This is a genomic window from Pseudomonas rhizosphaerae (genome assembly GCF_000761155.1).
Taxonomy (GTDB): domain Bacteria; phylum Pseudomonadota; class Gammaproteobacteria; order Pseudomonadales; family Pseudomonadaceae; genus Aquipseudomonas; species Aquipseudomonas rhizosphaerae.
Genome location: NZ_CP009533.1, coordinates 2,682,002 through 2,695,163, shown reverse-complemented (window position 1 = coordinate 2,695,163; position 13,162 = coordinate 2,682,002). Strand labels below are relative to the sequence as shown.

The 13,162-nt window shown below is 61.3% G+C and carries 12 protein-coding genes; 6 read left to right on the top strand and 6 right to left on the bottom strand.

The genetic code is table 11. The features are described 5' to 3' along the window. Positions 1–228: 228 nt before the first annotated feature. Positions 229–921: a type 1 glutamine amidotransferase domain-containing protein gene (locus tag LT40_RS11950; protein WP_043190321.1), complete on the bottom strand. Its 693-nt coding sequence runs from the start codon at positions 919–921 to the stop codon at positions 229–231. A gap of 200 nt (positions 922–1,121) precedes the next feature. Here LT40_RS11950 and LT40_RS11945 point away from each other — a divergent pair, with 200 nt between their 5' ends. After that, positions 1,122–1,358, top strand: coding sequence for a hypothetical protein (locus LT40_RS11945; protein WP_043190318.1), 237 nt, complete (start codon positions 1,122–1,124; stop codon positions 1,356–1,358). Here the strand turns inward: LT40_RS11945 and LT40_RS11940 are convergent. Together LT40_RS11940 and LT40_RS11935 are read right to left on the bottom strand one after the other, a co-directional pair. Further along, positions 1,355–2,506, bottom strand: a complete 1,152-nt coding sequence (locus LT40_RS11940; RefSeq protein ID WP_043190316.1) for an HPP family protein — start codon at positions 2,504–2,506, stop codon at positions 1,355–1,357. The genes LT40_RS11945 and LT40_RS11940 overlap by 4 nt on opposite strands. Positions 2,507–2,525: 19 nt before the next feature. After that, the gene (locus LT40_RS11935; RefSeq protein WP_043193643.1) at positions 2,526–4,523 is read right to left on the bottom strand and encodes a peptidase U32 family protein; all 1,998 of its coding nucleotides are present in this window, start codon (positions 4,521–4,523) and stop codon (positions 2,526–2,528) included. 162 nt (positions 4,524–4,685) lie between these two features. Here LT40_RS11935 and LT40_RS11930 point away from each other — a divergent pair, with 162 nt between their 5' ends. Next, positions 4,686–5,111: a DNA methylase gene (locus LT40_RS11930; protein ID WP_043190314.1), complete on the top strand. Its 426-nt coding sequence runs from the start codon at positions 4,686–4,688 to the stop codon at positions 5,109–5,111. Beyond that, positions 5,108–5,842, top strand: coding sequence for a DUF72 domain-containing protein (locus tag LT40_RS11925; protein WP_052393413.1), 735 nt, complete (start codon positions 5,108–5,110; stop codon positions 5,840–5,842). The genes LT40_RS11930 and LT40_RS11925 overlap by 4 nt, the downstream gene beginning before the upstream one ends. A 185-nt stretch (positions 5,843–6,027) precedes the next feature. Here LT40_RS11925 and LT40_RS11920 read toward each other — a convergent pair whose 3' ends face one another. Continuing rightward, positions 6,028–7,182 (bottom strand): MalY/PatB family protein, encoded by a 1,155-nt coding sequence (locus LT40_RS11920; RefSeq protein ID WP_043190309.1) that lies wholly within the window; start codon positions 7,180–7,182, stop codon positions 6,028–6,030. A 214-nt stretch (positions 7,183–7,396) separates the two neighbouring features. Between LT40_RS11920 and LT40_RS11915 the strand changes: the two genes are divergently transcribed. Next, positions 7,397–8,425: a hypothetical protein gene (locus LT40_RS11915; RefSeq protein WP_043190307.1), complete on the top strand. Its 1,029-nt coding sequence runs from the start codon at positions 7,397–7,399 to the stop codon at positions 8,423–8,425. A 117-nt stretch (positions 8,426–8,542) separates the two neighbouring features. Here the strand turns inward: LT40_RS11915 and LT40_RS11910 are convergent, their stop codons facing one another. Beyond that, the gene (locus LT40_RS11910) at positions 8,543–8,893 is read right to left on the bottom strand and encodes a helix-turn-helix domain-containing protein (protein WP_043190305.1); all 351 of its coding nucleotides are present in this window, start codon (positions 8,891–8,893) and stop codon (positions 8,543–8,545) included. A 316-nt stretch (positions 8,894–9,209) separates the two neighbouring features. On the opposite strand from LT40_RS11910, the gene LT40_RS11905 reads away from it, so the two are divergent. Both LT40_RS11905 and LT40_RS20960 read left to right on the top strand, forming a co-directional pair. Further along, the gene (locus LT40_RS11905; protein ID WP_237749260.1) at positions 9,210–11,249 is read left to right on the top strand and encodes a TonB-dependent receptor family protein; all 2,040 of its coding nucleotides are present in this window, start codon (positions 9,210–9,212) and stop codon (positions 11,247–11,249) included. Between the two features lie 75 nt (positions 11,250–11,324). Next, positions 11,325–12,428, top strand: coding sequence for a GNAT family N-acetyltransferase (locus tag LT40_RS20960; RefSeq protein WP_052393412.1), 1,104 nt, complete (start codon positions 11,325–11,327; stop codon positions 12,426–12,428). Here LT40_RS20960 and LT40_RS11890 read toward each other — a convergent pair. After that, the gene (locus LT40_RS11890; RefSeq protein WP_043190299.1) at positions 12,404–13,078 is read right to left on the bottom strand and encodes an MgtC/SapB family protein; all 675 of its coding nucleotides are present in this window, start codon (positions 13,076–13,078) and stop codon (positions 12,404–12,406) included. The genes LT40_RS20960 and LT40_RS11890 overlap by 25 nt on opposite strands. Between the last annotated feature and the right edge of the window lie 84 nt (positions 13,079–13,162).

Sequence of the window (13,162 nt, the reverse complement as noted above, 5' to 3'; positions counted from 1 at the left end):
ATCCAAGAGTGAATCGGGATGCGTATGTTACGATATAACGTGATACTTTAAAATTTTTTTGCTGACGCGCTCATTTTTCTGGATTGACCACCAAACCTGAACAGGCGCCGAGGTAGGTCAGTAACATCCGGGGAAATCCTTCGCGGCCACTGACCGCTCCCACGGATGGAAAGAATGCAGTCTTTCAGTGGGAGCGGTCTGTGGCCGCGAAGGGAACGACACCGTGTATCAGGCACTCTCTTCCTGCTGCAGGCGCTTGATCAAGGCTTCAGCCGCAGCTTCCGAGGACGCAGGGTTCTGCCCAGTGATCAGGTGACCGTCCTCGACCACATAGCTGCCCCAGTCCGGACCTTTGGAGTACTCACCGCCATTGGCCTTGAGCATGTCTTCAACCAGAAACGGCACCACATCCGTCAGCCCGACCGCCTCTTCTTCGGAGTTGGTGAAACCGGTGACTTTCTTCCCCTTGACGATGGAATCGCCGTCCGGCGACTTGACGTTCTTGAACACACCAGGCGCGTGGCACACGGCGGCTACAGGTTTGTTGGCCGCGTAGAAGGCCTCGATGATGGTCTTCGAATCGACGTCCTCAGCCAGGTCCCATAGCGGTCCGTGCCCGCCTGGGTAGAACACTGCATCGAAATCGTACGGGTCGACTTCACCCAGTGGAAAGGTGTCGGCCAGGGCCGACTGGGCCTGGGTGTCCTGAGCGAAGCGGCGCGTGGCGTCGGTCTGCGCGTCCGGCTCGTCGCTCTTGGGGTCCAGCGGTGGCTGGCCGCCCTTGGGCGAAACGAGGGTCACGTCAGCGCCCGCATCGATAAAGGCGTAGTAAGGTGCCGCGAATTCTTCCAACCAGAAGCCGGTTTTCTTGCCGGTATCGCCCAACTGGTCGTGGGACGTGAGAACCATCAAGATCTTCATGCAAACTTCTCCTGCAGGTGGGGGGATGCCATGGGCGGCATTGCCCGGTTCCCTGTTGAGAAAGCAGTTGGGCGCAGACGTTCAAGGTAATCGGGTACAGCCAGCCTTGCCGCGCCGAGGGGAACGCTGACCCATCACCCCAGTCAGTTTCAGCAGGAGTCGTACTTGAGCGCCTTCCCATTGCAAAGAGGATTTGGCCAATGACCGCTGCAACCGTTCGATACCGCTTCAATGGCGAGCCCCGTACCTGGACATCGCCCGCCCAGATCGAGCCGGGTCTTCACGGCATCGTGATGCACCTGCTGCAACTGCATTTCGGCGACGGCGAGAACAGCTTGGTGATGCCCACCGCGGAGGATACCGACGACCAGGTTCTGGAGCAGGCGGCACGCATGGGCCTGACCGATATCCAAGTGGACGGCGGCTCCGCGCGCTAGGCGCTGACGGCTCTGTACAGCGCGCGGATCAGGTCGGACTGGGTGATGATGCCCACCAGGCGGCGTTCGCTGTCGATGATGGGGATGTGTCGGTGACCGTTCTCCGAGAACACCGGCACCAGTTCGGTCAGCAACCGGTCTGCGCTGGCCACGCGCACCGAGCGGGTCATGATCTGCCCGACGGTGCTTGTCGTCGGCTGGTTGCGACCAGGTCGCAAGAGGGCGCGCAGGTGCCAGGCCACGCCGTCATGGGCGTCCAGATCCAGTTGTTGCATGAAATCGGCCACGGTGACGATGCCCACCAGGTGGCGCTGGCGATCGATCACGGGCAGGGCTTTGATCTTGTGCCTGCGCATCAGCGCCCAGGCCTCGCGCAGCGGCATCTCCTGGCGTGCGGTGATCGGTTCCTGGCTCATGATTTGCGCGCAGCGCAACTCGCCCATGTTGCGCTGGTAGGCCGATGCCTCGGCATGTTCGAGCAGTGCTTGCAGGTCGTTGCGGTCGACGTCCAGCACCTGGTTGTAGTGCAGCAGTGCGGCGTCCAGGTCGGCGCGACTGAAGCGGCTGGGGCTGGGCGATGGGCTGGCGGCAGGCACATGGGGCCAGGGCCGGCGCGTCAGGTTGTTGTAGATCAGCCCGGCGGCCACCAGCAGCAGTGAGTCGATCAGCACCGGATTCGCGGCGTAGGTGAACTGTTCGCAACCCATGACCACCATCAGCAGTGCTGCCGCGCCACCGGGTGGGTGCAGGCAGCGGGCGGCGAGCATCAATGCGATGGCCAAGCCAACGGCAAGCGCGGCAGCCAGGGTTGGATCGGGAATCCATTTGGTGCAGGCGATGCCCACCAAAGCGCTCAAGGTGTTGCCGCCTGCCACCGACCAGGGCTGCGCCAGGGGGCTTGCGGGGAGGGCGAACACCAGGACCGCGCTGGCGCCGATGGGCGCGACGATGGCCAACCCCAAGGCACCGTGCTCAGCGGCCCAGTGCCCCTGCAGGCCCAGCGCCGCAACGGCGCAGACCACGAGCACGCCCAGGGCGGCGCCGATGCAGGCTCGCCATTTTTCCCGGGCATTGATCGGTTGGCGGTTGGGCCACAATGCCCGCAGCCAAGCGGTTCCGGTTTGGAGCAGGCGGGTGAAGATATCCATCTGCGGTGTGCGCCAGGTATCAGTGCGGTGCGCGGCGGATGGTTTTCAGCAGATCCTGCGGGCTGATCTGACCGACCACATTGACGCCGCTGCCAGGCAGCGGCAGGTCGAGGATATGCCCCTTCATCTTGCCGATGACATGCATCTCGCACGGCTTGCAGTCGAACTTGAGCGTCAACACTTCATCGCCATGAATCAACTGCATGGGCGCAACCTTGGTTTTCACCCCGGTCACACCCTTGGCCTGCTTGGGGCACAGGTTGAACGAGAAACGCAGGCAATGCTTGGTGATCATCACCGGCACTTCGCCCGGCTCTTCATGAGCCTCGTACGCGGCATCAATCAACTTGACCCCGTGCCGGTGGTAGAAATCGCGAGCCTTCTGGTTGTACACGTTGGCCAGGAACGACAGGTGCGATTCCGGGTACACCGGTGGCGGGCTCGTCTCGGCCTTGCGACTGCCGCGCGGATGAGCCTGCACGCGTGCAGCGGTCAGCGCTTCGATGGCCTCGCGACGCAACGCCTTGAGCTGCGAGTTGGGAATGAAAAACGCCTGCGGCGCATCCAGTTCGATGGCCGTCGCATGGTACTGGGTGGTGCCCAGTTGCCCCAACAGATCGCGCAGTTGGTCCAGGGCCTGCTCGGGCTTGTTGGCCGGGCCGAATGGACCTTCCAGCGCAACGTCCACACGCACGCCTTCTTCGCTGGTGGCGGTCAACTGCAAGCGCTGCTCGCTGAGTTGTGCGAGCCAGGCCACGCCGACCCGGCGCTCGGCGGAAGTCTTCTGCAGCGCCTGCTGCCAGTTGTGGTCCAGATTGCGATTGAGCGGATGGTTGGGGCGCAGCTGGAACAGCCCCGCCGGCATCTCGTTGGGTTCGACCCGATAGCGGTAGCGCTTCTGACCGTCTTCGTCGAACTCGCCCTTGAGCTCGGCGATGTTGGCGCGAAAACCCACAACTTCGCGCTTGACCAGCACGTTCAGGCCATCGCCGTTGGACAGCGGCTGCTCGCTGACCACCAGCATGTCGCGCTTGGCGACTTTTTCCACTCGGCCAACCGGCAGACCGGTGAAGGTCGGCGAGTCGAACGCGCCGATGTCGACCTTTCGCTCGCTGACGAAATAGTCGGTGCTGCCGCGGTGAAAGGTCTTGTCCGGGTCCGGCACGAAGAAGTGTGCGGTGCGACCGCTGGAGGCCCGGGCCAGATCGGGCCGGTCTTCCAGTACGTCGTCCAGGCGCTGGCGGTAATAGGCGGTGATGTTTTTCACATAGCCCATGTCCTTGTAACGGCCTTCGATCTTGAACGAACGCACGCCTGCCTCGACCAGCGCACGGATGTTGGCGCTCTGGTTGTTGTCCTTCATGGACAGCAGGTGTTTCTCGTAGGCCACGACGCGGCCCTGGTCATCCTTGAGGGTATAGGGCAGGCGGCAGGCCTGGGAGCAGTCGCCGCGGTTGGCACTGCGCCCGGTCTGCGCGTGGGAGATGTTGCACTGACCGGAAAACGCCACGCACAACGCACCGTGAATGAAGAACTCGATGGCTGCATCGGTTTCTGCGGCAATGGCGCGGATCTCGCCCAGATCCAGCTCCCGCGCCAGCACCAGCTGGGAGAAGCCGGCCTGGTCGAGGAATTTGGCCCGTGCCAGGGTGCGGATGTCGGTCTGGGTGCTGGCGTGCAGCTCGATCGGCGGAATATCCAGCTCCATGACCCCCAGGTCCTGCACGATCAAGGCATCCACGCCAGCGTCGTACAACTGGTGGATCAGCTTGCGCGCCGGTTCCAGTTCGTTGTCGTGCAGGATGGTGTTGAGCGTGGTGAACACCCGCGCGTGATAGCGGCGAGCGAAGGTCACCAACTCGGCGATGTCGCTCAGCTCGTTGCTGGCGTTGTGACGCGCGCCGAAGCTGGGCCCGCCGATGTAGATGGCGTCGGCGCCATGCAGGATGGCCTCACGGGCGATGGCTACGTCGCGTGCGGGGCTGAGCAGTTCGAGGTGGTGCTTGGGCAGGGACATGTTTTTCTGGTCTGAGTCATCACGGTCAAGGTCGCCATTGTAGCGGCGAATGGCAGGAACGGCACGGCCCGCGTGTCGCAGCACCGTTGTTGCAGGAAGACGGATCGAACCGGCGGATGGGACTGGCGTCTACCGCGCAGCCGCCAATCAAGGATACCGCCGATGAACAAGCACATTACCGCCGAGGATCTGGGGATCGACATCCATGAGCAGCATGGCCTGTTCAAGTGGTTGGTAGCCAGCTTTCTGATGGGCAAGCGCATTCAAGCGGATATTGCGGTGGAGGCCTACCGGGTGGTGGTCCACAAGCATGGACGCGACACACCACGCAAGTTGGGCCACTGCACGCATCGCGAACTGGTGTCCATGCTGGGCGAGGCGCACTACGTGCGCTACGACGAAAGCACAGCCACGCGGCTGAGTGCCCTGGTGAAAAAGCTCGACACCGACTACGACGGTACGATCGAGCGGATGCGCGAGATGAGTGCAGACCGGCATGAATTCGAAAGCAGGTTGGCAGCGTTCGATGGCATAGGCCCCAAAACCGTCGAGATTTTCATGCGCGAAGCGCGCGAGGCCCTGTTTTGAACGGTCACGTGGTGCGCGTTGGCTGTGCGGGCTGGAGCCTGCCACGCGAATATGCCGACGATTTCGCGGCTCAAGGCACGCACTTGCAACGCTATGCTTCCCGGCTGAGCTGCGTGGAGATCAACAGTTCGTTCTATCGCCCGCACCGGCCGCAGACCTACGCTCGCTGGGCTGCATCGGTGCCAGACGATTTCCGCTTCTCGATCAAGGTGCCGAAGCAGATCACCCATGTGCAGCGCCTGCGCGACTGCGCAGCGGCTCTCGATGAATTCCTGGCGCAATGTGGCCAACTGGGCGACAAGCTCGGGTGCCTGCTGGTGCAGTTGCCGCCGTCTCTCGCTTTCGAAGAGCAGGTTGCCGAGGATTTCTTCCGTTGCTTGCGCGAGCGATTTGTAGGCCATGTGGTGCTCGAACCGCGCCATGCTTCCTGGGTCGAGGCCGAGCCGATCCTGCTGACACATCGCATTGCCCGGGCGGCTGTCGATCCTTCGCGCATCGCCACCGATATCACCCCTGGAGGCTGGCGCGGCTTTCGCTATTGGCGGTTGCACGGTTCACCTCGCATCTATCACGACGCGTACGGCGCTGAATATCTAGCACACTTGCGCCTGCTCCTGGCCCAAGCCGCCTCCGACGCCGAGGTATGGTGCATATTCGACAACACCGCCTCCGGCGCCGCGACAGGCGACGCGCTGCGCACCATCGCTCCTCCAGAAAATCCACCCCTGTAGCAGCTGCGCAAGCGGCGTTGACGGTACCCGCGGTGTATCTGGACGAACGCATCGAACCCGGACGCGGCTCGCGCCGCTGCTACAGGGAATGCGGTGAGGCCGGACTCAGCTGCGCAAGCTGCGTCGGGGGCGTCCGCGGTGTATCTGGACGAACGCGTCAAACCCGGACGCGGCTTGCGCCGCTGCTACGGGGTGCGGTGTTGCAGGCTGCGTTCGATGCGGGTGAGGCCTTCGGTCAGCAGTGCGCGCGGGCAGCCGAAATTCAGGCGGACGAATTGCTCCAGACCTTCTCCGAACTCCGGGCCGGCGCTCAGGCCCACTCGAGCCTCTTCAAGAAAAAACCTCTGCGGATTGTCCAGACCCAAAGCCGAGCAATCCAGCCAGGCCAGGTAAGTGCTTTGCGGCGCATGGACCACGATACCCGGCAGCCGCGTACGAATCGTTTCCAGCAAGTAGTCACGGTTGCCTTGCAGATAGGCTTTCAGCTGTTCCAACCACTCGCCCGGCTGCGCATAGGCGGCATGGGTGGCTTCCATCCCCAGTGGATTGACGCTGTCGACCATGCCCACCCGCGCCGCGTCGAAGCGTGCGCGCAACGCCGGATTCTGGATCACCGCAAAAGCCGTTTTCAGCCCCGCGACGTTGTACGTCTTGCTTGCGGACATGAGGGTGATGGTGCGCTGCGCCACTTCCGGCGACAGCGACGCGACAGGGATATGCCGACGTCCATCGAACTGCAGGTCCGCGTGGATCTCGTCGCTGATGATCAACACATCCTGCGCCACGCAAATTTCGCCGATCGTGCGCAGTTCGTCGCGGCTATAGGTCTTGCCGATCGGGTTGTGCGGATTGCTCAGCAGGTACGCCGAACTGTCGGCCAATGCCTGCTGCAGGCGCTGCGGGTCGCACGACCATTCACCTTGCTCGTCGGCCTGCAACGCCACCTCGATGCTGCGCATCTTCCAGTGCCCGGCTGCCTGGCGCAGCGGCGGATAGTTGGGAGTATGCACCACCACGCCATCGCCTTCGGCTACCAGACCGTGCAGTGCCATGTTGACCCCAGGCACCACACCCGGCAGGACCACGATGTCCTGCTTCTGCACCTGCCAGTCATAGTGCTCGCGCAGGTAATCGACCAGCACCTGACGCAGTTCGTCCGAGGGCACGCTGTAGCCCAGGACCGGATGGGTCAGACGCGCTTGCAGACGTTCGATGACCGCTGGCGGTGCAGCGAAGTCCATATCGGCCACCCACATCGGCAATACGTCGTCAGGGTAGCGGCTCCATTTGGTGCTGCCGGTACCGGTGCGGTCGAACAGCGTATCCAGGTCTATGCTCATCGTCTGCTCGTGGCTGTAAAGCGTGAAATTTGAAGGGCTTGTGCGAGCATAGTAACCAGCGCGTGAGCGTCCGGCCAGTCGCGCCGATCACACCTGCACACCGGGCTGTAAAAAGATTTTTAACGTTTTTTTCAAACTTTTTCATAAGCCCTTTGGTCATTCCAGTAAGCGAGTTCACCTACTCGTTCTGCCACTGACCCAAAGGACTACAATCATGATCCGCGATGACCGTATCGCTTCAGACGGCTACACCACCCCGGTCTACCATGACCATGCCACGACTGCGCCGTTGCTAAAGCGAATTTCGTGGAGTGCAATTCTCGCCGGTGTGGTACTGGCTATGGTGGTATCGCTGTTGCTCAACCTGCTGGGTACCGCCATCGGTACTGCCACCATCGATCCAATGCAGGAAGCCAACCCATTGTCGGGTATCGGCACCGGCGCTGGCATCTGGGTAGTGGTCAGCGCGGTAATCTCGCTGTTCGTGGGTGGTTGGGCTGCTGGCCGTCTGGCACAGCGCGAAGGCGCGTTCCACGGTCTGCTGGTATGGGCGAGTGTTTCGCTGATCACCGTCTACCTGGTTTCCAGTGCAGTCACCGGCGTCGTCCGTGGCGGTCTGAACCTGGCCGGCAGCGGCATGTCGGCGCTGGGCAGTGGCATTGCTCAAGTCGCTCCCGCACTGGGTGACAAGATTCAGGATCAACTGCGTCAGCAAGGCATCGACTTCAACCTGGACGATATCCAGGGCGAATTGGAACTGGCCATGCGTCAAACCGGCAAGGCTGAACTGAACCCTGATAACGTCAAGCAGGAAGCTCAGGCGACTCAGCAAGATGCGCAGAACACTGCTCAGCGCAGCGCCGAGAACCCTCAGCAAGCCGACACCCAACTGGGTGGTCTGTTGGACCGCATCAAAGCCAAGGGCGACCAGGCTTGGGATGCTGCCGACCGTGAAGCACTGGTTAACCTGATTAAGGCTCGTGGCAACAAGACTGACGCCGAAGCCAACCAGATCGTCGATCAGGCTCAAGCCAGCTACCGTCAGGCTTATGCCAAGTATCAAGAGCTGAAAGCTCAGGCCGAGCAGAAAGCCCGTGAAGCTGCCGAAGTGGCCGCCAAGCGCGTTTCGCAAGGCGCATGGATCCTGTTGATCACTTTGGTGATCTCGGGTCTGGTAGCCGCCGGTGCCGGTGTACTGGGTCGTCGCACTCAGCCACCTGCCAAGGTCGTTGCTGCGGTCTAACCGATCCGCACACGCAACACGGTTGTAGAAAAGCCCACGCTGATCAGGTCAGCGTGGGCTTTTTCTTTGGCTACGATTGTGCGATTCGAAGCCTATGACATTCGATCAAAGTAAGGCTCAGCCCAGCAAGCTTTCGTAGGGAATGTTCATCCCGACATGCAGGCGCTTGATCATCGCAAGACTCAAGGAGCGTTTGGCGTTCAATACCTCAGACACACGCCCACTCGAGCCGATGAAGGGCTCCAGATCACGCATGCTCAAGCCTTGCTGGTCCATTCGAAATTTTATCGCCTCGATAGGATCGGACGGACCGATAGGATAATGCTGGTCTTCGTATTTCTCGATGAGTATCGCGAGAACTTCCAATTCATCGGCACGAGCAGTACCAGGGTGCGCACCCCACAACTCTTCCATGCGACCGAATGCGTTGTGAAGGTCTGTCTCGTTACGGATGGGTTTGAGATTCATCAGATGGTCTCCACGTCGATCTGGTCATACTGGGCATGAGTGCCAATGAACTTAACCCATGCGAATAATTGAAGCTCATGTACTGTCGCTGAGCCAACAGCGGAGCGACAGGTTGCATCATAACGATCGCTCCTTTGCTGCCAAATGCCCTGCCTATGGTGTTTCACCCTTGGCACGATAGCTGCTCAAGCCCCTGCGAGCGCGACTATACGAATAGAGGCTCCTTATCTTTTCGTAGCGTTCAGGAGCTTCATTCATGGGTTCAACATCGGGCCGCAAGCCCAGTGGTTCATATCGCGCTTTTGTATCGAGCAGCATGGCATTGTTTGCTGCCACCAGTTTGGGCCTGGCGCACGCCGAGGATACGCAGCTGTCCACGGTGGTGGTGACGGGCGCGGCGCGCAGCGAGGCGCAAAAGGCCAAGGTCGAACTGGACAAGACTCCCGGTACCACCGCAGTCGTCGATATGAAAGAAGTCGAAAAAGGCCGCGCTTCCAACGCCGAAGACGTACTTGCGCTACAACCGGGGGTGTTCGCGCAGGCCACCAGCGGCACCGGTGCCAACAAGATTTCGATTCGCGGTTCGGGTTTGAATACCTTCTATCAAGGCTATGCGCTGGGCATCAAATTCCTCTACGACGGGCTCCCGATCACCGGGCCGGGCGGGACTCAGGAAGACCTGCTGAACATGGCCGCGGTCGATCACACCGAAGTGCTGTACGGCGCCAATGCCTTCAAGCACACGGCGCTGTCGCTGGGTGGCGCGATCAACTTCGTCAGCCGCACCGGACGCACGTCCCCAGGCAACTACGCACGGTTCGAAATCGGCAGTTTCGGCTACCGCAAACAGCAACTGAGCACCGGTGGCGTGGTCGGCGACAGCGATTACTACGTCAGCGTGCTGCACAATGAACGCGACGGCTATCAGGACAACACGGCCAACAAGGGCCGCGACCTGATTGCCAACTTCGGTCATGTGTTCAGCCCCAAACTGGAAACGCGCTTCTTCCTGCGCTACCGCGAAGAACAGCTCACCAATGGCAACACCCTGACTCGAGCCCAGCTCAAGCACGATCCGCGCAGCAACGACGTCCCCACTGGTCGCAAGAAGGACGGCACTACCTTGCTGGGCAGCAACACCACCTACAGGTTCGACGACGACTCGACCCTGGAAGTGGGCCTGGGGTACAACGACTACCCGTTGCTCAACGGCTGGCGGTATTCGGTTTCGCCACAGGACTGGCGCTCCAAGGACACCAGCGTGGTGCTGCGCTATCGCCGCGCCCACGACGAACTGTTCGGCCTGCCCAGCGACAGCAGCATCACCTTCAGCAATACGCTGGCCTACCTGGGCGATGTCAAATCCCATAGCCGCAGCACCGGCCAACTGTTGCAGTACACAAAGTACACCGGCTCGCGCGACAGCGTGCTGGCGCTGGGCAACGAGTTGCAGCTCAACGACAGAATCTGGCTGTCCACCGGGCTTTCTTTCATCAACATCAAGCGTAGGGCCGAGATCGAATACACCACTGGGGTGAACACCAGCGAGTTTCCCGATGGCGTGAACTACTCCGAATGGGACACCGCGCCGCGGCTGGGCTTGCGGTATGAACTGACGCCGGACATCCAGCTGTTCGGCAACGTCAGCCGCTCCATCGACCCGCCCGTGACCTGGCAGCTGGGCAGCACCGGCTCGCCGTTCATACGCGACGTGAAACCTCAGAAAGCCACCACGGCCGAGCTGGGCGTACGTGCCAGTGCTGGGATTTTCGATGGCAGCCTGACGTTCTATCGCTCCTGGATCGATGACGAGATTCTGTCCGTGGTGGTGCGTCAGGCCTCGGCCAATCAAGACCAACTGGTGGCTTCGTCCAACGCCAGCCCAACCATTCACCAAGGGATCGAGGCGGGCCTGAATGCGCTGCTGTGGGAAGGGGAGAACGGCGACACGCTGAACCTGCGCCAAGCCTACACCTTCAACGATTTCTACTATCGCCACGACAACACCTTCGGCGGCAACGAACTGCCCAGCCTGCCACGCCACGTGTACCAGGCCGAGCTTCAGTACCAGCAGGCCGGAGGCTTCTACGCCCAACTCAACCTGCGTTCGGCCTCCAGTTACTTCATCGACTACGCCAACAGTTTCAGCGCGCCGTCCTACACCATCCTTGGCGCCCGCATAGGCTTCGAAGCCCCGAGCAAGCGCTGGGACGTGTTCCTGGACATGCGCAACCTGACCGACGAACGCTACGCCACCGCAGCCAACACCACCTACGACGCCCGCGGGCAGGATTCGGCCAACTTCTATCCGGGGGATGCGTTCAATGTCACGACTGGCGTTGCGTTTCGGTTTTGATCGGTGCGTTGGCCTGTACGCTCAACCCAGGTATGGTTTCGCATGGGTACACTAGTAACTACAAGGATGTGACACATGCACGAACAACGCACTGGTGACTCGAGCACGATTCGTCTGCGAGCGGCGCAAATGGGGGATGCACAACAACTCGCACATGTTCATCTGGCCGCCTGGCAGGCGGCCTACCGAAACCTTCTTTCACCGTCCTACCTGCTGGCGCTTGAAGACAAGCTGGAGCAGCGGGCAAACGTGCTACGCGAAGCGATCCTTCACCGGACAATGTCGTTGTGGGTGATCGAGCGAAGCGGGCAAGCCCTGGGTTGGGCCTCTTTCGGGCCCAGCAGGGATGCTGAGGCGGGTTCGGCTACGGCCGAACTGCGCGCTATCAATCTGCTGCCCGAGGTCTGGTCGCAAGGTCTGGGTCGCCAGTTGTGGCAGGTCATCCAAGAAAACCTCACGCGCGACGGCTACACCGACGTGACCGCGTGGGTATTGGCGGGGAACGAGCGGGCAATCGGGTTCTATCAGGCCATTGGGTTCGTCCGCGAACCTGGCAGCGAGCGAACGGTGGTTGAGGATGGGGAATCTCTGTCGCTGGTGCGTTATCGCACCCAGTTGATCCCGCCTCTGGTGCAGACGCCGCTGCTGACGCCTCGTCTTGAAATAGTCGCCCCGAATGTTGCCCTGGCACAGCTCTTGGCGGACGCCTTGAACGCGAGTTACGAAACCCATCGTCTGTTTCTGGTTTGGAGCCGGCCACGCTGGGAACTGACCGATACGCTGGACACCCTGCAGCGGGCGCAGAGCGATTTCGTCCGCCACGATGCGGAGAAAAAGTTCTTCCTGCTGACTCGCGAACACCCGCAGCAACTGGTGGGGTGTATCGGCTTCACCCCCAAGGCCGATGGCTCCCACGAAATAGGCTATTGGGCGAACCAATCATTTCAGAGCCGGGGGTTGATGGGCGAAGGATTGACGGCGCTGATTGCCCAGTTGCCTGAAACACGTTTGTACCTGACGACGTCTTCAGCCAACACCGCCAGCCGCAAGCTTGCGGAGTCGGTCGGGTTTCGCCTGGTTCGTACCTTGGTCGGTGATCGTCGATCCGATGTCTTCGGGGTGTGTGACACGCTGGTGTTCAAGCTCGGCGACGCTCACTGGCTGGAAGCATCCTCCTGAACCCCGTCGATGGTCAGCAGTTGCTCCAGTATCTGCTTGGCCTGCGCGCCTGAAGTGCGTTTGAGTTCGATGGTGATGCTGTCGGTGTCGTCACGATTGCCTTTTTCGACGATGAACTGTCTGACCTTGCCCGCGCGGTTGCCCATCACTTCGTTGACCTTTTTCAGGGAAAGCGTCTGCGATGGGGCGATCAGTTTGATGACATGGACCTGCACGCGGTTGCGGTAGACCCGCTCCATAGGTTTTATGGCGATCAGGATCACCAGAATGATAAAGGTGGCGGCGGTGCTGACCACGTACAGCCCACCGCCTACCGACAGGCCGATGGCGGCGACCGTCCAGAGGCTGGCCGCCGTGGTGAGTCCGCGAATCACTTCGCCGCGCAGCAGGATCGAGCCGGCGCCCAGGAAACCGATGCCCGAGACCACCTGCGCCGCCACCCGCGAGGGGTCGAGTTCGGTGTGCGCCATGGCCAGGGCATCCTGAAAGCCGAACGACGATACGATCATGAGCAGGCACGAACCCACGCAGACCAGCATGTGAGTACGCAGGCCTGCGGCCCACAACAGCCGCTCGCGTTCGAGCCCGATCAGGCTGCCGAGCAGGGCAGCCAGCAGTAGGCGAATGCACATTTCCCAGTCGGTGAGCATGGTTGACCTCCTTGGTAAGGGTGAAGCCCGCCGTCGGCGGCGCGAGGCTCCAGATTGACGATAGGCATGCTGACGACTTCAGGC